This window comes from Luteolibacter yonseiensis (assembly GCF_016595465.1).
Taxonomy (GTDB): domain Bacteria; phylum Verrucomicrobiota; class Verrucomicrobiia; order Verrucomicrobiales; family Akkermansiaceae; genus Luteolibacter; species Luteolibacter yonseiensis.
In genome coordinates this window covers 41389-60871 of record NZ_JAENIK010000002.1, presented here as the reverse complement: position 1 = coordinate 60871, position 19483 = coordinate 41389, and the positions used below count along the sequence as shown (strand labels likewise).

Genomic DNA, 19483 nt, shown 5'->3' with positions numbered 1-19483 from the left:
CTGCCTCACCGGGTTGGACGAGAGTATCCATCAGGGCTCGACTGGATCACCTGAACCGGACATCGGATTGATCCTCACCAGACGCTTCTTTCCAAAGCCCGCGTGGTATTCCGCTCCGGTGTCGAAATGGTCGGTGCTGATCCACTGGGCGCCGCTGTCGAAAGCCTTCGTCCTCATTTCCGGGTCCGGCTTGTTGGTATCGGCGCGGGTCCGCACGAGGAAACCGGCCTTCACCAGATCACGGATCTTCTCCTGCTCCCGGATCGGATCATTGCATTTGAACCACGCGGCCGCGGGATCGCCGGATGACGGTGCGCTGACGAAAAGCAGCCGCCCTTCGAGCGATGGATTTCCTTCGAGATACAGATCCCTGGTCCGGTCGGTGTTATCGAGCGCGAAGATGAATTTCCCACGGAGTGATTCGATACCCGGCCATCCCTGCTTGATGACACTCTCGCGCAACGTGGGTTTGCCGCCCCTCACATCATCCGGCTTGAGAATCCGGTCCGCCGGTATCACGGAGAGGATCTCTTTTTCAAGATCCATGAGCAGGGAGCGGTTCAGTGTCTCGGGAACGGTCGGAGAGGTCTTCTCTTTCTGATCCTTGCACTCCACGAGGATCATGACCGGCAGATGTTTTGGATTCCGCCCGGACCATTCGAACATCTGCCTAAGCGCGAGGACGAGGGTCGGAGCGTTGCTCCAGCAGTCGATATCGGGAATGTGGAACACCTTGAAACCCGGCTTTGAAAGCAGATCGGGTTGGTGGGGAATGGCCTTCGCCTCGTTTTTCCCCGCCAGTTCCAGCGCTTGGGGAGAAGCGAAGAGCCCGCCTTTTGAATCGGCGAAAATATCGAGTTCGAACTGCCGGACCCCGCCGTCCAACTGATTGGCCAGCGGCGGGTGGGTGTAGTTCCATGATTTCGCCCCAGGATTCGATTCGACGATCTTCGCGAACAACTCCGGAGGCGAGGCGATGTGGTAGGAGTTGTGGCTTCCGATCACCTGGATCTGGTTCAATGCAGGTTCGGCAGACGCCGGAGCGCAGACGGTGGCCAGAATGAGAAAGAAAAAACGCATCCACCATCCGTCGCGGATGAAGGTGGCGCGTCGATTCAAACAACAAGGCGAAATCGTAACAGGCCGGGCGGGATAACGCCCATCCCGACTTCAAGTGAAAGCGGCGGCAGAACGAACTGCCGCCGCCATTGATGATGCGGTCACACGATGGATCCCGCGGTTTCCGGGTCACGCCCTGCGGCGGCGGAACAACGGAATGATTCCCAGCACCCCGAGCAGTGCCGCCGAGGGTTCCGGAACCACGACGTTTCCGACCATCAGCGTGGAGGTCCCGACATAGTCGGTCATGTCCACCACGCCGAAGACGATCTCCACCGGCCCGGCGGACGTGAACTCGTAGCTCACGGTGGAGAATCCGGCCTCATTGCCGAAGACTCCGTTAGCGACGTTGACCGAGAGAGCGGACGAGAACGTGTTCACCACCACGCCGTTCACCATGAAGAACGCGTAGTCCGCGCCCATGGAGTCGTGTGTCCGGAGGTTCCAGTCGAATTTCAACACGTCACCCGCGGCGACGGTCATGCCCAGCTTGACCACGGAACCTTCCGTGGCCTGCTCCAGCACGTCGCGGTCCAGACCACCCGGAGCGATGCCGGCGAAGTCCTCGAGGTCCCCACCCGCCACCAGCGGATCGAAGCCGGATTGATTGATCGCATCCGCACCGGACTCGAGCGTCGAGTGCGCGGTGGTGAGAACCGCCACGTGCCGGCCCGAGTGCAGGCCGGTGGTCACGTCACCACCGGCGGTCCATCCGGCGAGGCCGTTCTGGAATGACGGGATGACCGAGGCGGCGTTCGCCATCATGGATAAACCCGTGGCGGCCGTGACAAAACAGATGGAAGATATTTTGGATAATTTCATGGGATAAGATTCGGTTGTTTGAAGTGTGTGGGCGGTCTGGATCGGTCAGAAGATCAGCACGCTCTTGCCGTGGAGCTGGGTGGCGGGAACACCCGAGAACAGCACCAGGTTCCGGTAGGAACCGGGACGACCCGGCGTCTCGAATTGCAGGACCGCTCCGGACGCGCTGTCCGTGAGGCGCAGCTTGCCGTCCGTGAACGGGTCGCGGCCGGTGTAGTTCAGCTCGTCCAGAAGACCGGCGACGTTCACCATGTCCTCGGCCGGGTTGAAATCCGTGATGGTGTCCATGCCATCACGGGACGAGGTGAAGACGAAGGTGTCCGCGCCACCGCCGCCGGTGAGGTTGTCGACGCCGGGATTTCCGGAGATCATGTCGTCCGACGCCGTGCCGAGGAGGGCCTGGCGGACGCCCGTGCCCTTCACGCGGTTCTTGCGGGCGGTGAGCCACTGGTTCGAGGCAAGCGCACCCTTGGAAACGCGGATCTCGCTGATGTTTCCGAAGAAACCGCCCCCGCGTCCGTTGTTCCACATGCCCGCACCGATGACCCATGGGTTGTTCGGGAATCCGGCGATGCCGTCCGCGGCGTTCACATTCCGCAGCACCGGAGCACCGGCCACATACATGGTGGTGTTCTTGCTTTCCGGGTCGTTGACGATGGCCACGTGGGTCCAGGTGTCGTTCATGATCTCGCCGGACCAGGCGGCGGTGGCGTACGGAGTGTTGTTCGCACGATACATGGTCGGCTCCCACTGCACCTCGCGCAGGTTCGAGATGGCGAACTGCAGCGGCGGGGACTCCGTGCCGCCGCCGCTCCAGCCCGGAAGTTCCCCACGCTTGCCGTCGCGGCCCATGATGAACATCCACGCGTTCGTGGTGGCGGACCACTCCGGGTCCACCTTGAAGATCGCCTCCACCGTGTAGCCCGTGCGGAGGAACTCGCCGTTCAGCGGCGCGGTCGTCCGGGTGGCGAAGTGGCTGCGGCCGGAGCCGATCGTGGTCCGTCCGACGAACCTCACGCTGCCGCCCGCGGCGGAAAGCGCGTGGGAATCGTTGGTCCACACCAGGTCACCGGCCTCCGCACCGTTCGCAAGCGCGACACGGGACATCGGATTCAGGCCGTTCTTCGATTGGTCCGGAATCGTCTGTCCGAACGCCACCGCGCTTCCCACGGCACCGTGGTTGAAGCGCCAGTGGGCGAGCGTCTTGTCTCCGTTGTGCGGGTAGTCCTCCGAATCGAAGGGGCGCACCGGGGCCGTGGCGGCCGGCTGGTCGTAGCCATCCAGGGTCATGTCGCGCACGGTCTCGATGAGCGGCTCGTTGCGGTTGATCGTCCCGGTGATGAAGTCTGGCGCGAACCTCGCGAAGCGCTGGGCGAAATTCATCGGGACCTCGTACTCATTGCTCGCGTCATCCATCACGGCGACGTCGAATTCGTTCAGGCTCTCCTCCGGCTTCACCGGCACCCATGGCGAGAAGCTCAGGGAGCGGATGACATTGCTCTTCAGGTCGAACTCACAGAGGCGGAGGTAGCCGTTGCCGCCTTGGTAGGCCATCTGGTAGTCCACCACCACCTCCAGCACGTCGTTGCCGAAGTCGTTCTTCTTGAGACGGTGCGCGGAGCCGTGGTTGTGACCGCCGATGCCCATGAAGATCTGGTCGTTCTTCTTCACCAGGTTTTCCCACAGGTAGTCGCCGAATCCGCTCGGACGCGCCGTCACGCCGTCGCTGTCCACGGCGAGATAGTCGTGGGTGGAAAGGATGACCGGAAGCGTCGGGTGCGTGTCGATGACCTGCTGCGCCCATGCCACGGAGGCGAGGTCCGCGTTCCACGAGAGCGCGAGCTGGAGGAACTGCTGCCCCTGGAACTCGAAGATGTGATACTGGTTGAAGCCATCCGCACTCATGCCGCGGAAGGTGGACTGCTGCTGCGCGCGGGCCAGCGGGAAGCTCGCCCGGAATGGCTCGCTCGCCAGGTTCCGCTCGTTGCTCCACTGGCCGCCGTTCATCACGTCGTGGTTGCCGGCGAGGATGGAATACGGATAGTCCGCATCATCCAGCGTCTTCATGGCGAGGGACGCGTGGTCCCACTCTCCCGCCGTGCCGGCGCGGTCCACCACGTCGCCTAGGTGCACGGCCATGGGGATCTGGAGCTGGTTCGCGAACTTCGCGATCCACTCCGTCTGCACTTCGAACGGATTCGAGCCGAAGCGTACGGCGAACTGGTTGCCACCGGCCGGAGCCGAGTAGCGTGCGTAGAACTGGGTGTCCGGGATAAACATGATGCCGAAGCTGCTCGTCTCCTCACCTGCGGGTACAACCGTCTTCGGTCCCGCGAAGTGGACGATCGTGCGCTCCGCTTCCACGCCGCGCACGTTGTCTCCGGGAGCGAAAATGCCTCCGGCAGCCGAGCCGAGCTGGATCTCCCCCACCTGCATCAGCGTGGTGGAGGCGCCGCGTACGGCCGGGAAAACCACGAGATAGCTGGTATAGGCCTGCGTGTTCGCGAACGATTTCGTCCACGAGCGGCTCTCGTCCAGCGCGGTCTTTCCGGAAGTGCTGCGGAGGGTCGGAAGGGACACCATGCCCTGCGAGACAAGCGTGAAGTCATCGGATTGGAAGGTGGAACCCGTGAGCGCCTTGTTGGTGCCGAAAATCTGATAGAAAGCGGGATCCCGGCCGGAATCGTCATCCGCGGTCCACAGCTTGATGCTGGTCGCCACGGTGGCTCCCTTCGCGGGAGTGACGAGGATGCCGGTGTTCCCGCCCTCGTAGTTCAGGTATTTCGCGGCGAATCCGTCGATGGCCGCGGCAGGCGGCTCGCCGCCGGGCCAGCGGTTGTTCACCGTGATGGTGGTGGCCTGCGATGCGGCCGTGAGCGAGCCGAACGCGAGCAGGGCCAGGAGACGATCCGTCCGCATCGACCGTTCCAACATATTGAGAGATCTATTATGGGTCATGTTAAGGTATATATATGGTATGTTCGCCCCGCTTCGGAACGCCGCGCGTCCCGGGCGGGGCGCGCACTAGATGGATGCTCGCTCCCATACCCGCAACCGACGGGTCGTGACACAATTGGAACGAGATTATCCCTTGCGCTCACCACCTGAAAAAATTTCAGGCAACCCACAAATATCATCCTTCATCAGGCAGACGAATTGTCATGTGACAGTTCCGCGACACTCTTTTTTCATATAAGTGACACCCTTGCCACAACCACCCCTGAACCCTCTCCCAAGCCGGTTAATTCGAAAAACATCGAAAAATACAGCACGCCACCCCTTTTTCCGAACACCCCAACCACGCGCCCGCCCCACAGACCACACCCTCTTTCCTGAACCACGGATGAACACGGATAAAGATATTACAAAACAAACTCCACACCAAAAATACATTAATACAAAACATCACAGACACCAATACATATACATCCATTACTTCAACATCTAATACTGATCGATAGTACCCAAACCCCCATCCACAAACCCACCCCCCTCTTCCTCCGTGTGTATCCGCGTCCATCCGTGGTTCAAAAATCCAAATGCGAGCGAATCGACATGACAAATTCGGCACCAACGGAATTCCGGCACGACACGCCACCGACGCCACCGACGCCACCGACGCCACCGACGCCACCGACGCCACCGACGCCACCGACGCCACCGACGCCACCGACGCCACCGACGCCATCTAACGGCGGAGGGCCGCGCGGGATACGAGTTATCTACCCAGCATTTCCTCGATCTTCTTCTCGGACACCTTCCCCAGGAGCGGCACGTCCGGAGCGAACAACGAGATCCGGTATTCCTCGAGCACCCAGCCCGGATTCCACAGCGCGGGATCTTCCGGGGCCGCCATATGATCCCCATACCATCTCTCCCACAGCTTGCGGAAGCGATCCATCTTTTCCAGATCCTTGACGATCGGCAGCGAGGAAAGCCGGCCCAGCCGCGAACGGATCGCCTTCAGCCTGCGCGGATATTCCCTCAGCTCGGAAAAACCGGCCCGCCATGCGAAGTCCTTGCGGAACAACCAGGCCAGCTGCTCCTCGATGTCATCCGCGATCTCCCCGAGATTGCGGTCCTTCTTGTTCGCCGCCACCCACCTCTGGATCTCCGGCAGAATGTCAAAAATCTCATCAATGGATTTCCCGATGACCGAAGCGGCATCATACCAGCGTCCCCTGGCGGATTCGGCAAGAGTGCGGAACTCATCCGGGGATCTCGGAAAAACACCGCCCGCCGCGCCCTCCGCCGCCAGCAGGATGAGCGTGTCCAGCGAGGTGCCGCCGGGACCGAGCCGCGGCATCTCCACTTTCGCCATCAGGCCCAGCGGAAATTTTTTCTTCAGGTAATTCACCTGATCCTGATGTGCCAGCCAAAGCAGACGCACACCGCCCTTGCGGTGGGATTCCGCGGCGAGCGCGGCGCTGGTGAACGCGCGGACGCCCACCGATTTCCCCTCATCCACCAGTGCGGGATATGCCGCTCCGCCGGGAGTCATCACCAGTTCCGGCAGGCTTTCGCCATCCCATGAACCGATCCCCGTCCGCTCGATGTCCGCATTCGCCGCAGCTTCGAACCGCACGCGCATGCGTTCGGCGAGCTGGAGTTTCAGCACCGCCACATTGTCCCCCATCGCGAGCTCCGCCCCCTCGTCATCGCAAACCCATATCTTCGTCACCAGTTCCGGCGGAAGCTTGCCGGCGTCGTATTCACCGGCCGGGACATAGGCACCGTTGCGGTCCTTCATGTATTCCGACAACGCCTGATGGATCGACCTGTCTTTCGGTGCGAAGCTCCACAACTCCGAGAAACCGTCCGCCGCCGGGCCGATGGGCTGGCAGATGCGGCGGTAGTCCTTCGGCAGAGAACGCAGCAGGATTTCCGCACGCTCCCGCAGGTTCCCATCCACCCCCCACGCCGGCAGCCAGTCGGGAAACTTCGGCAACTTGTCCACATGCACGCCGATGGTCACACCGTCGTCACGCTCGCCCTGTGCGGCATGATAGTAGAGCGGATATTCCCGGCCCGCATGGATCAAGGTATCGGGAAAACCATCCAGTCCGAGATAGGACAGGTCCTCGTCCACCACATCGGCGACGCCGGGAATCAGGCGATCCTCGTTTTCCTCCAACCATTTGTAAAACGCGGCGGCGGTGTTGATGTTTTCCGGGATGCGCTCCTGATAGAAACGCAGCAGCGCCTCGTCGCTCCACAGCCCGGAGGGACGGCGCAGCTTTTGTTCGATGGCTTCGATCTCCAACCGCATGTCGTTGGCGTGATCGAGGAAACGGCAGCTTTTCTTCAGGCCGTTCCCGATGACGCCCTCGCGCAGGAAGATATATCTCGCCGCCTTGGCATCCACCCGGCCGTAATGGATGCGACGCCCCGCGACGACAGGCAGTCCACCGCAGATGACGGTCTCCTTGCCATAGACAGCGCCCTGGTTCTCATCCCAATGCGCCTCGCCATACTTGCTCTTGCACAAATGCGGGGCGACCTGCTCGACCCATGCCGGATCGATCCTCGCCACGCGCCGCGCCCACAGCCGCGACGTCTCGACCAGTTCCATTCCCATCACCCACTCGAAACGCTTCGGCAGGGAAAACAGGCCGGAGCCGGGGAAAATCGCGAAAAAACCGCCATTCGCGCTGCGGTAGGATTTCGACTCACGGTCCCACAGCCCGAACTGCCGCGGCACACCGGCGAGCAGGGCCTTGTGGATCGTCGTGTAGGCACCGGTGCCGGACAGGTCCTTGCCGATGCCGCCGAGCTTGAGCTTCCACTCGCGCTCCAGCAGGTCCGCGAGTTCGTCGCGCACGTTCGCCCACTCCATCACCCGGCGGGCGTTGAGAAAGGCGGGCCCGCAGAATTTCCGCAGCGCGTTGCGCTGCCAGCGGCCGCGGTTGTCGCGGAATTTGGAGAGATCGTTCCACAGCCGCAGCAGCGCGATGAAGTCGCTGTCGCCATCCTTCCACCTCGCATGGGCCGCGTCCGCCTCGCGCGCTTTTTCCGCAGGACGCTCGCGGGGATCGTTCGACTCCAGCGCGGCGACGATGGGCAGGACTTCCGCCAGGCAATGTTCCTTGCGCGCCTCGATCAACATGCGGCCCAGGCGCGGGTCCACCGGCAGGCGGGACATCTGGCGGCCGTAGTCGGTCAGATTCTTGTCCTTATCCAGCGCGTTGACCTCGCGCAACGTGCGGTAGCCCTCGGAGACCGCTTTCGGCGATGGGGGGTCGAGGAATGGAAACTCGTCGATCTCCGGCAGCCCGAGCGATTTCATCCTGAGGATCACCCCGGCGAGGGAACTGCGGCGGATCTCGGGATCGGTGAATTCAGGTCTCTCGGTGAGCTCCTCCTCATCGTAAAGGCGCACGCAGACACCATCCCGCACCCGTCCGCACCGCCCCTTGCGCTGGCGGGCGCTGGCCTGGCTGACCGGCTCCACCTGCAGGCGCTGCACTCCCTTGGCCGGACTCCAGCGGCTGACACGGGCCACCCCGGAATCCACCACACAGGCGATGCGTGGAATGGTGAGGGACGTTTCCGCCACGTTCGTCGCGAGGATGAGCCGCCGCTTGTTTCCGGGATTGAAAACACGCTGCTGGTCGCCAAGTCCGAGGCGGGCGAAAAGCGGCAGGACTTCCGTGCCGCGATACTGCCGCCCGTCCAGCACATCCGCGCATTCGCGGATCTCGCGCTCGCCCGGCAGGAAAATCAGCACGTCTCCGTTCGGCTCCACGTCCCCGAGGTAGTCCACCGCGCGGGCGACGTGCTGCGACAGATCCTCGTCATCCGAGGGAGGCAGGAAAAATTCCGCGACGGGGAACATCCGCCCCGGTGCCTCGATGACCGGCGCGGGCACTCCGTTGTGGGAGAAGAACTCCGCGAACGATCCAGCATCGAGGGTGGCGGAGGAAATGATCAGCTTGAGGTCCTTGCGACGCTCCAGCACCCGCTTCACATAGCCCAGCAGGAAATCGATGTTCAGCGAACGCTCGTGCGCCTCGTCGAGGATGAGCGCCTCGTATTGTTTCAGGTCCCGGTCGCCCTGCGTTTCCGCCAGCAGGATGCCGTCCGTCATGAATTTGATGCGCGTTTCCCGCGAGGTCTTGTCCTCGAAGCGCACCTGGTAGCCGACGTAATCGCCCAGCGGAACCTTCAGCTCCTCCGCCACCCGCTTCGAGACACTGGCCGCCGCGATCCGCCGTGGCTGGGTGCAGCCGATGCGACCGCCGTCCACGCCCAGCGCCTCGGCGACCATCTTCGGAAGCTGGGTGGTTTTCCCGGATCCCGTCTCACTGACGACGACCACCACCGGATGGGCCCGGACGGCCGCGAGGATCTCCTCGCGATGCTCCACCACGGGGAGCTCGGCGGGGTAATTCCAGTTTCCAGAAAACGCACTCATGTCGGCCCGGCTTCCATGGTCAGGGCCGGCTCGTTTTGTCGAGCGCCTTCGACATGCTGCCTGAAACAAATCGACGATGGACGCGGGCGTCCATCGCGGGTTTACTCCGCCCAGCACCCTTATGGACGTTCTCAAACACCTATTGGACAACAACCGTGCCTGGGCGGACTCGATCAGCGCGCAGGATCCCGACTTTTTCAAGAAGCTCTCCACCCAGCAGAATCCCGAGTACCTCTGGATCGGTTGCTCGGACAGCCGCGTCCCGGCGAACCAGATCACCGGCCTCGCACCGGGTGAGGTCTTCGTCCACCGCAACGTCGCGAACATCGTGGCCGAGACCGACTTCAACGTGCTCGCCGTGCTCCAGTACGCCGTGGATGTGCTGAAGGTACAGCACATCATCGTCTGCGGCCACTACGGCTGCGGCGGCGTGCGTGCCGCGCTGGAAAATTTCCGCCACGGCATGATCGACAACTGGCTGGCCGGCGTCCGCTCGCTCGCCCGCAAGCATCAGGAGGAACTCGCCGCCCTCGATTCAGACGCCGCCGTGGACCGCCTTTGCGAACTGAACGTCCTCTCCCAGGCCGCCCACGTCGCCCGCACCACCATTCTCGAAGACGCGTGGGAACGCGGCCAGGAAATCAAGATCCACAGCTGGATCTACCGCCTCAATACCGGCCTCATCACCACCCTCGCGCCATCGATCAAGGGGCCGCTCGATAATTCCCATTGAAATGTCCGTGGACTGGTGCATCTTCCCCCTGTCACAAGTGACGGGGGCGTTCTGGTTTCGACGGGATGTTTGACGCGCTGGTTGCACGTAGAGGTTGATCGGTTGGCCTCTTAAAAAAGCCGTTCAAACAAACAAATGCAGACTCTAACGAGCTCGCACTGGCCGCTTAATTGACGACCACGTCAGAACCCCGACACCTGCTGAGGGGGATGGCGACAACTTAGCAGGCTGGGATGGAAGTCGGGTGACCGGGCTTCCATCCGAGATCAAACAGGTTTCTAGGATGGGCAACGCCGCATGCGGGCCCAGCGCATCCGAAATTACAGACCGTATGCTAAACGTGTAGATGTCAGTGTAGATGGCGTTTCGGACAGGGGTTCGACTCCCCTCGCCTCCACCATTTCAACTGCCCGTTACCAACGGGCCGGAAAAAGTTCCCAAGTGTTCTCACTTGGGAACTTTTTTATGCGCCGGCAAAACAGGAAAAATCGTCACTGGAGATGTCGGTCCAGAACGCGGTTCTTTCAGGTGGTGCAGGGAGATCGCTCCAGGAGGATTCCCTCCGGAAGATAGACGATCTTCGCGGTGGGAGCGTCACCAAGGTCGGATACGATTGCGGCAAGATGAGCTTGGACATGCCACCGTGATAGAGACGGAACTCCCGTGCAATCCCGCGACGGAGTTGTCCCCGGAGAGCCATCTAACACAATCCTCTAACTTCTAACAAATTATACGCGGAATTTGCTAGACCTCCGAATCGCGAGACTCCTACGATCCGACTGCAATGAAATCTCTGACAACCGTGTTCCTGTTTGCCGCTCTGGCATCTCCTCTCTCAGCCGCAATCATCGTTACTGGCAACGTTTCGACTCCGAACGCGCCCTGCACTTTCGAAATCACCTCGGATATCAACGTCACCATCACCGCAAACGCCGTCAACCAGATAGTCGCGGTGATGTTCGACAACTGGGTGACGACAGACGGAACACGCACTGATCGCCCGCTGTCACCCGGCTTTTCATACCAACTCAATGGCATCGCCGGCAGCCAAACCGCGACACTCGGCGACAACATCGACAACACCTTCGGAATCATCACTCCAGGAGACGGGTTCATCTTCCTCCAGTTGCCGACGCCTGCCGTGATTGGTGACATCCTGACCCTCAAAGCGGGCGTTTACAATTTCACCGGGGATGCCGCTTTCAACCCGCAAACGGTCGGAACTTTCAACGGAAACCTCGTCGTCATTGATAACCTGGCCAATCCCATTGCTGCGCCGACAGCCGTGCCGGAGCCATCAGGAGCGCTTCTCGGTCTTGTGGGTGCGGCCCTTCTTTTCCGCCGTCGCCGCTGACCTTTCATGGAGATTGAATCTCCCTGATCCACCACTCGCAACCCACCATTCGGCAGACCTGCGAAGGTCTGCCGAAATTTTTGTGCCATGAGGTGATCACCGCGCTTCTCCGCAGCCTCGAGGCCGCGTTGGAGTATTTCAGCCGGACACCCGCAGCAGCTTACTTGGCGGCTTCCTGCGGGGATCCGTCTTTTCCCGACCCTCAGCTCCTCGAGGAGCTTCACACGGACGTCACACGCCGTCTCGAAAAGGAGAACACCAGGAACAAGCTTGAAAGAAGGGCCGTTGATGCGGGTTCGGGAACCGCGGTGACGGCCAGTCGGGGTGCCAATGCGGGGTCGTTGCCAAGACCGTACCAAGAAGTCGCGGTATTGTCCGTCTGGGGCGATTCCGCGAAAATGAAACGGATCGTCTCACCGGCATTGATTTTGGCCTTCATGGCGGATTCCACGGCAGACAGGTTGATGTTGATATCCATCGTGCCGAGAACATAAAAAGAGGCCGCCACCTTGGTCAGTCCGGCCAAGGATGCGGGAGGTGATGCGGGGTTGAAGCCATATACCGTGTATTCGGCGAAAACCAGCTCGGTCGATCCCGTGGTGATGGACGGGGAGGAGTTTTCCACGTAATACACGTCAAACCGTCCGGCGACACTCGCTCCGCCGTCGTGGGTGAGGGTGATGGTGGCTTGGGAAATGTCGTCGAGGGCATCATAGCCGAAGGATGCCGCGGTCAGATTGAAGTCCATGACCAGATACGCGGGGTTGAACCCACGCGTATTGTAGTAGGAAGCCATGCGTGCGGTGCTTTGATCCCCCAACACTCCCGTACTTGAAACGGAGCCATGATGGGTGGTGGTGGTGCTGACGGTGGCTGCATCCGCGGCGATGGCCGAAGCGAAGATGAACAGGGGGAGGGCAAGTCTCATGGGGGTTTTGGCAAACATTGGAATCATTTCGCCGCCACCCCAGACTAACAGATCACAATTGGCCAGCGCATTCCCGCAATCATGCTAAATTCAATCCCGCCGCGTATAATGCAGAAATGCACCTGGCGCGGCACATGCTTAACCCTCTCAAAATAAGTCGTCGGTGGAGCAGTCCCATCGATCCACACTTCCCACAACCGCTGCTTATCCTTTCCTCCGGGTGGTCGGCGGAACGACGGGGTACCCGAATCATGACTGAATTGGAACGGTGGAATTAGCCTCGATCTGCCGGGGCACCTGGCGAATGATCCGACCCCATATGAAAATCAAGCCCGTTGCCGCCGCCATCTCCCTGATTCTCACCCTCGCCTGCAGCGCCGGGGAAATCACTTACACCAACCCACTCTGGGAAGGTTACCTCGCCGACCCCCACGTTTTCAAGGTGGGCGAGACCTACTACGCCGTTGGCACCGGCAAGGCGTCTGACGGGAAACAGTTCCCTATCCTGCGCTCCCGGAACTTCACCGACTGGGAGGAGGTTGGCGGGGCGATGAACGCCATCGAAGGCATGAAGGAGTATTGGGCTCCGGAGATCGTCGAGCGGGACGGGAAATTTTACCTCCACTACGCGGGAGACCGCAAAATGCGGGTCGCGGTATCAGACAGTCCGACCGGGCCGTTCAAGGACACAGGGAAACTGATGTTTCCGGACTTGGAATTCTCCATCGACGGTCACGCATTCAAGGACCCCGGCAGCGGGAAATGGTATTTCTTTTTCGCCAAGGATTTCTTCGACCAGCGGCCAGGCACCGCGCTCGCCGCCGTCCAACTGGCCGACGACATGATCACGCCGGTGGGCGAGCAGAAGACCGTGATGCGTGCGTTCGCCGACTGGCAGATCTATGAGCGGGATCGCGACCTCTACGACCGGAAGTGGGACGCCTGGCACACGGTGGAAGGTCCGGCTGTCATTTTCCACGACGGGAAATACCGGATGTTTTACTCAGGTGGAAATTGGCAAACACCAGGCTACGGTGTCGGCTGCGCGGTTTCGGATACCATCACCGGCACTTACCTCGACAGTCAAAGCAAGGAGAAGGCCAGCGTGATCCACACCATCCCTGGAGAACTTATCGGTCCTGGGCACAACTCCGTCATCCTCGGCCCCGACGGGAAAACGTGGTTCAACGTCTATCACTCTTGGAACGACGACCGCACCAGACGCCAGATGTGCATGGACCCCATTGTCTGGAAAGACGGCGCACCCGTCACCCTGAACCCCGGTCGCGGCAAGAAAACCGTTGTTTTACCCGCAGTGGCGGAGTGATTCTCCGCTGGTTTTGAGAGATTTGTCCCGCAGGTTGGTTTCTCCCGATCTGCGGGATTTTCATTCCTCCCGGAAAAACGGTAATCGTGCAAATTTCAATCCCGCCGCGCATAATGCAGAAACGCATCGGGCTTGGCACATACTTAACCTTCTCAAAATAAGACATCGGCGGATTGGCTTCCGGAATGCAAGGGAGGTCCATACCCTGCCCCATGAAACCGAATTTAGTCATCATCCAGCCCCCTCATGTCGGCATGGACGCCGAAGTGGAACAACTCTGCGAGGAGTTCTGCGAATCGCATTACGTCTACCTGATCCGCCCTCACTCGGCGGTGCGTGACGACTCCCCGGCGGGAGTCCGTTTTTTGAACCACCCTTTGGATAATCTGCCCGGTTTCGGCAGGGTGGATACGGCGATCTCGGTGATGGATCCCGAGGCGATGGACAGCCTCAGAACCTTCTATCCGGATTCCCGGACGGCCGTGTGGGATCCCCGCGAGAAGAATGATTTCATCGATTCCTTGTTGAAGCCAACCGTGATCCGCGGCGACTTCGGCGAGCATGAAAGCAGGGAGCTCGCCCGCGCGATGTGATTGATTTCAGAAAATCACCACCATGAATGTTCTTCTCGCGATCAAGGATGAGATCTGCAGCGCGCTGTATCTGTTGGAACAGAAGGCGCGGCAGATCCGTTCGCATGCCGCTCCCTAACAGTCCTGCATGCGGGCTTCCCTTACGAACGCGGCACAGCTCTTTTTTCCGCACACATCCGCGCTTGCCGGGATCACCTGACCTGCATTTTATTCTGGCATGGATCTGGACGCACTGCGTGTCGCGCTTGCCGCTTCGCCCGAAAATATTCCTTTGCTGCTGATGGTGGCGAAGCTGGAGGAAGACCGGTTCGCCATCGGAGAGGCAAGGGAATTGCTGGACCGGGTGCTCGCTCTTGATGCGGGAAACCGCGATGCGCTGCTTGGAATCGCAAGGCTGCTGGATTTTTCCGGTGAAAGCTCGCAGGCGATCGTGCGTCTCGAAGATCTCTGTATCCGGCATCCGGGATTCGCGGCGGCCTGGCTGCTGCGGGCACGTCTCTCCCAGGAGGAGGGAGAACCTTCGAAAGCCCGCCAATATTACGACCGGGCGGTGGAGCTTGACCGCTCGCAGGCCGACGATTCCCTGCTGGAGGAAATCCTCCGCGCGGGAGGAACCAGGCGTGGCGTGATGACATCCAACGGCGACATCCGTGATGCGGAAGACGACGACGACGCGGCATTCGAGGGTCTGGATGCCGCCGCCGCACTGGATCTCGGGATCGATTTCAAGGTGAAGTCGGACCTTAAGTTTTCCGATGTCGGCGGCATGGAGCAGGTCAAGGACGACATCCGGATGAAGATCATCCATCCCCTGAAAAACCCCGATCTTTTCGCCGCCTACGGGAAAAAAGCGGGCGGCGGAGTGCTGCTTTACGGCCCTCCCGGCTGCGGCAAGACACTGATGGCGCAGGCGACGGCGGGCGAGATCGACGCCACCTTCCTCGCGGTGGGCCTGCACCAGATCCTCGACATGTACATGGGCGAGTCCGAGCAGAAGCTGCACAAGATTTTCGAGCTCGCGCGCAAGTCACGCCCATCGGTTCTGTTTTTCGACGAAACCGACGCGCTCGCCGCGGACCGCCGCGACATGCGCCAGTCCGCGGGGCGGACGCTGGTGAACCAGTTCCTCTCCGAGCTCGACGGAGCGCAGGCGCAGAATGACGACCTGCTCATCCTCGGCGCGACCAACGCGCCGTGGCAGCTCGACAGCGCGTTCCTGCGTCCCGGCCGCTTCGACCGCATCATCTTTGTCCCGCCGCCGGACCGGGCCGCGCGTGAGGAAATCGCGAAGATCCACGCCAAGGGCAAACCTCTGGCGGATTTCGATCCCGCCGACGTGGCGAAACGCACCGAGGGATTTTCCGGAGCGGACCTGAAAGCCGTCTTCGACCAAGCCACCGAAGCCGCGCTCACCGAAGCGATGCGCAAGGGCAACATGGTCCCCGTCACCGGCAAGATGCTGGCGAACGCGGCGAAAAACGTGAAGCCATCGACCAAAAAATGGTTCGAGAGCGCGAAAAACCACGCGCTCTACGCCAACCAGAGCGGATTCTACGACGATATCCTCACCTACATGGGACTGAAAAAATGAGCTCCGACTTCGCCCGTGCCCGTCTCCTGCGCGAACGCGGCCGCCATGAGGAAGCCGTCGCGATGCTGCTCTCCCATCTGGCCCACCAGCCGGAGGATCCGTCCGCATTCATCGAGCTGGCACTGAACCGTTGCGAGATTCCGGGCCAGCGCCAGCTCGCGCTTGAGGACGCGCGCACCGCCACCGGACTGCTGCCGTCGCATCCCTACCCTCTCTCGTTGCAGTCCCGCATTCTCTCCGAACTGGAACGGCAGAAGGAAGCCCTGCCGCTCGCCGAGTCCGCCATCTCTCTCGATCCGGAATTCGGCCACGCATGGAATTCGAAGTGCCTCGCCCTCATCGGCCTCCGCCGGTGGAAGGAGGCGGAGGCATGTGCGCGCATCTCCCTGGGCCTGGACGCCGACGACGAATCCGCCTCCAATCTCCTCTCCCTCGCGCTGCGGCTCCAGAACCGTCTGGACGAATCGGAGGACGAGTCGAGGCGCCGCCTCGAACGGGATCCCGAGAACGCGTTCTCCTTCGCGAACTCCGGCTGGGCCGCCCTCCAGCGCGGCGACATCAAGGGTGCGGAAAACCATTTCAAGGAATGCCTCCGCATCGACCCCCAGATGGAATACGCCCGCGACGGGCTGAAGCAATCCTACCGCGCCCGTTCGGCGTTCTTCCGGCTCTTCCTGAAGTGGACGTTTTTCCTCCAGCGCTTCAGCAAGAACAACCAGCTTCTCATCGTCATCGGGATGATTGTCGGATTCAGGGTCCTCCGCAACCTGGCCGCCACCGTGCATCCCATGCTCGTCGTTCCGGTGGTGCTGTTGTATTTCCTGTTTGTCTTCGGCAGCTGGCTTGCGGGCGGACTGGCGAATTTCTTCCTGCTGCGGGACCCTGTCGCCCGATTTTCACTCGATCCCGGAGAGAAGGCGGAAGGAGCCGCCATGGGCGGGCTTTTCTTCGGCGGCCTCATCGCGCTGGTCGCCGGATTTTCCCTGGGGATTCAGCCTGCCGGCGTCGTCGGAGGCGCCATGATGATCGCCACCCTGCCGGTCTCCATGGTGTTCACCAATCCCTCGCGCATCGGTCGGATGGTCTTCGGACTCATCTCCGTGGCGATCCTCGTTTTCGGGGCCGTGATGGCCGTGGACGTGGCAGCACACCCCGGACGGGACATGCTGGAGGGCACCGCGGATCTCTGTTTCGGCATCATCATCCTGCTGGGTGTGGGCAGCACGTGGGTCGGCATGATCCCCGCGCTGCGGCGGGCCAAACCGGAGTGAAGTGACAGAAACGTCGCATTCGGCGCGTTCCATGGCTCTTGCCGCCGTCGCCGGTGGTGCTAAGAATCGCCACATGAACACACACTCCACGTCATCTGAAATCGGTCGCCGGGATTGGCTCAAGGCCGCGTCACTCACTTCCGCCGCCGCGCTTTTCTCCAATTCCATCGCCACCGCCGAGTCCACGGGAAAACCGGCCGGCAAGGTGCGCGGCGTCATTTTCATGGTTTCGGACGGCATGAGCCCCGGCGTGCTCACCCTCGCCGAGTCCTATTCCAAACTCACCCGTAACAAGGGGACCCAGTGGTGGTCGCTGATGAATGACCGCAACGCCGCCCGCGGCCTGATGGATACCGCATCGGCGAACTCCATGGTGACGGACTCCGCCGCGGCCTCCAGTGCGTGGGGCGGTGGCCAGCGCGTGAACAATGGCGCGATCAACGTTTCTCCCGACGGCAAGGAAATCACGCCCATCGCCGCCATCCTGAAGAAAAAGGACGTGCGCATCGGGCTGGTGAGCACCGCCACCATCACCCACGCCACCCCTGCAGGGTTCGCCGCCACCACCGCGAAGCGCGGTGACGAGGACGACATCGCCCCGCAATACCTCGACCGCGTGGACGTCATTCTCGGCGGTGGCTCCGGCCACTTCAACGGCAAGGACCGCGGGGACAAGCGCGACCTCTCCGGGGACTTCGCCAAAGCGGGCTACGGTGTCGTCAGCAACCGCGACGGACTGCTCGCCGCCCGTGAGGAAAAGCTGCTCGGCACCTTCACCCGCGGCCACCTTCCCTTCACCATCGACCGCGACCAGAACGCCGAGATGGCCAAGGCGGTGCCCACGCTCACCGAAATGTCGCAAGCCGCGCTCACGCGTTTCCTCGCCAGCGACAAGCCTTTCCTTCTCCAGATCGAGGGCGCCCGCATCGACCACGCCGCGCACCTGAACGACATCGGGGCGCTCCTCAACGAGCAACTCGCCTTCGACGACGCGCTCGCCGCGGTGCTCGTGCTCATCGCCAAACGCGATGACGTCCTGCTGGTCGTCACCAGCGACCACGGCAATGCCAATCCCGGCCTCAACGGCACCGGAAACGCCTACACCGACACGACCAAGCGCTTCGCCCGCATCGCGAACATGAAGTCGTCCTACGAGCGCCTCTTCGGCGAATGGGAAAAAATCAAGGACGGCGATGCCGGACAGCTCACCAAGCTCATCAAGGAGAACCTCGACTTCACGCTCAAGCCCGACGAAGCCACCGCGCTCATCGAGATTTTCCAGAAGCATCCCGTCGTGGAATGGAACGAACAACTCAGCAAGCCGGAAGGGCTGCTGGGCCAGTTCGCCGGCAACCGCACCGCCATCGGCTGGACCGGCACCAGCCACACCTCCGATCCCACCCTCGTCTCCGCCCTGGGTCCCCAGTCGGACCGGTTCGCCGGGATGGTGAAGAACTCGGATGTCTTCGGACACCTGATGGAAGCGCTGGGCTGATTAATCACCCCTTAGGTAACGCCGAGGCACCATCGGTGCTGAACAAAATCGCCACCTTCCCCGCCATGGAGTGCGGGAAGGCTGCTGATGGAGTGTGGCGACAGAGCGATGGATAAACCGGAGCCCCGGGGGCTAAATATCCACGGCAATGTTTCATCACGACGATGAAGCATCCGGCTTGGCGCTGACGCATGTAGCTTCCCGCCGCACTCCATAGCCGCCATTCTCAAATCCGCGGCCGTCCGTCCCGCGCCTTCAAAAAGCACACCATCATCGTGATCCATCCGATCAACGCTCCCGCGTAGCTCCCGAGGTGGATTCCGGATACCTGATAGAACGCATTCAGATCCGTCACCTTCATCTCCCGAAGCGCGTAGAGCCAGTCCTTGCGGTTTTCAAACATCGCAGGCCCGAGGAAATAGCCGAGCGCACCAAAGGCGAGCGTGATTCCGACCATGACCGCCATTGCCTGCATCACCCGTTTTTCCGGCGATTCAAATTTCCGCATCGCGATCCGCGCGAGAAACCAGGCAGCGATCAAGCCGACCCACCATGTCGCGAGAAAACCAATCTCCGCGACAAACACGCGCTCCGGCAGCCCGACATCCGCCCAGCGGAATTGATCGAACTTCATCCGCGTGAAGTATTCCGGGGAAATCGTGTAGGTGACCTGATCGTGGAGGATGCCGAAGCCTCCCGCGATCAAAACGCCGCCGAACGAAAGTAACGCGGCCTTCCGCAAATCGGCGGCACTGGCGGTGGGGACGAGGAGTGAGCGGATTTTGTTGATTCGCAGAGATTGGGGCTCCTTTACCGGATCGCCAGATTTAAGTTAT

14 protein-coding genes and 1 other RNA gene are annotated in these 19483 nt (G+C 61.3%); 9 read left to right on the top strand and 6 right to left on the bottom strand.

The genetic code is table 11. The features are described from left to right. Nucleotides 1-30: 30 nt before the first annotated feature. The 3 genes from JIN84_RS01275 to JIN84_RS01265 form a co-directional block, all read right to left on the bottom strand. Nucleotides 31-1119 carry a Ca2+-dependent phosphoinositide-specific phospholipase C gene (locus JIN84_RS01275; protein WP_200349205.1) on the bottom strand — a complete coding sequence of 363 codons (1089 nt, stop codon included), beginning with the start codon at nucleotides 1117-1119 and terminating at the stop codon, nucleotides 31-33. 129 nt (nucleotides 1120-1248) lie between these two features. Next, a complete protein-coding gene (locus tag JIN84_RS01270; RefSeq protein ID WP_200349204.1) occupies nucleotides 1249-1941 on the bottom strand; it encodes a hypothetical protein in 693 nt (230 codons plus the stop codon). Between the two features lie 45 nt (nucleotides 1942-1986). Next, nucleotides 1987-4899 (bottom strand): LamG-like jellyroll fold domain-containing protein, encoded by a 2913-nt coding sequence (locus JIN84_RS01265; protein ID WP_200349202.1) that lies wholly within the window; start codon nucleotides 4897-4899, stop codon nucleotides 1987-1989. A gap of 581 nt (nucleotides 4900-5480) precedes the next feature. Here JIN84_RS01265 and JIN84_RS01260 point away from each other — a divergent pair. Further along, nucleotides 5481-5633: a hypothetical protein gene (locus tag JIN84_RS01260; RefSeq protein ID WP_200349201.1), complete on the top strand. Its 153-nt coding sequence runs from the start codon at nucleotides 5481-5483 to the stop codon at nucleotides 5631-5633. Between the two features lie 26 nt (nucleotides 5634-5659). Here the strand turns inward: JIN84_RS01260 and hrpA are convergent, their stop codons facing one another. Next, complete coding sequence (gene hrpA / locus JIN84_RS01255; RefSeq protein ID WP_200349200.1) at nucleotides 5660-9355, bottom strand: ATP-dependent RNA helicase HrpA; 3696 nt, start codon at nucleotides 9353-9355, stop codon at nucleotides 5660-5662. A gap of 121 nt (nucleotides 9356-9476) precedes the next feature. Here hrpA and can point away from each other — a divergent pair, with 121 nt between their 5' ends. The 3 genes from can to JIN84_RS01240 all read left to right on the top strand — a co-directional run bounded on the left by can (nucleotide 9477) and on the right by JIN84_RS01240 (nucleotide 11442). Continuing rightward, nucleotides 9477-10088 carry a carbonate dehydratase gene (gene can, locus JIN84_RS01250; RefSeq protein ID WP_200349199.1) on the top strand — a complete coding sequence of 204 codons (612 nt, stop codon included), beginning with the start codon at nucleotides 9477-9479 and terminating at the stop codon, nucleotides 10086-10088. 42 nt (nucleotides 10089-10130) lie between these two features. Beyond that, nucleotides 10131-10488, top strand: a transfer-messenger RNA (tmRNA) gene (gene ssrA / locus JIN84_RS01245). A gap of 384 nt (nucleotides 10489-10872) precedes the next feature. Then, nucleotides 10873-11442 (top strand): hypothetical protein, encoded by a 570-nt coding sequence (locus JIN84_RS01240; protein ID WP_200349198.1) that lies wholly within the window; start codon nucleotides 10873-10875, stop codon nucleotides 11440-11442. Nucleotides 11443-11662: 220 nt separating this feature from the next. Here the strand turns inward: JIN84_RS01240 and JIN84_RS01235 are convergent, their stop codons facing one another. Beyond that, nucleotides 11663-12370: a PEP-CTERM sorting domain-containing protein gene (locus JIN84_RS01235; RefSeq protein WP_200349197.1), complete on the bottom strand. Its 708-nt coding sequence runs from the start codon at nucleotides 12368-12370 to the stop codon at nucleotides 11663-11665. 319 nt (nucleotides 12371-12689) lie between these two features. Between JIN84_RS01235 and JIN84_RS01230 the strand changes: the two genes are divergently transcribed. From JIN84_RS01230 to JIN84_RS01210, 5 genes are all read left to right on the top strand, one after another. Beyond that, complete coding sequence (locus tag JIN84_RS01230) at nucleotides 12690-13697, top strand: glycoside hydrolase family 43 protein (RefSeq protein ID WP_200349196.1); 1008 nt, start codon at nucleotides 12690-12692, stop codon at nucleotides 13695-13697. A 212-nt stretch (nucleotides 13698-13909) separates the two neighbouring features. After that, nucleotides 13910-14290 carry a hypothetical protein gene (locus JIN84_RS01225; RefSeq protein ID WP_200349195.1) on the top strand — a complete coding sequence of 127 codons (381 nt, stop codon included), beginning with the start codon at nucleotides 13910-13912 and terminating at the stop codon, nucleotides 14288-14290. A 217-nt stretch (nucleotides 14291-14507) separates the two neighbouring features. After that, nucleotides 14508-15881: an ATP-binding protein gene (locus tag JIN84_RS01220; RefSeq protein WP_200349194.1), complete on the top strand. Its 1374-nt coding sequence runs from the start codon at nucleotides 14508-14510 to the stop codon at nucleotides 15879-15881. Then, nucleotides 15878-17152 (top strand): tetratricopeptide repeat protein, encoded by a 1275-nt coding sequence (locus tag JIN84_RS01215; protein WP_200349193.1) that lies wholly within the window; start codon nucleotides 15878-15880, stop codon nucleotides 17150-17152. The genes JIN84_RS01220 and JIN84_RS01215 overlap by 4 nt, the downstream gene beginning before the upstream one ends. Nucleotides 17153-17225: 73 nt before the next feature. Continuing rightward, nucleotides 17226-18647 carry an alkaline phosphatase gene (locus JIN84_RS01210; protein WP_200349192.1) on the top strand — a complete coding sequence of 474 codons (1422 nt, stop codon included), beginning with the start codon at nucleotides 17226-17228 and terminating at the stop codon, nucleotides 18645-18647. A 226-nt stretch (nucleotides 18648-18873) separates the two neighbouring features. On the opposite strand, the gene JIN84_RS01205 is transcribed toward JIN84_RS01210, so the two are convergent. Continuing rightward, nucleotides 18874-19353 (bottom strand): hypothetical protein, encoded by a 480-nt coding sequence (locus JIN84_RS01205; protein WP_200349191.1) that lies wholly within the window; start codon nucleotides 19351-19353, stop codon nucleotides 18874-18876. Between the last annotated feature and the right edge of the window lie 130 nt (nucleotides 19354-19483).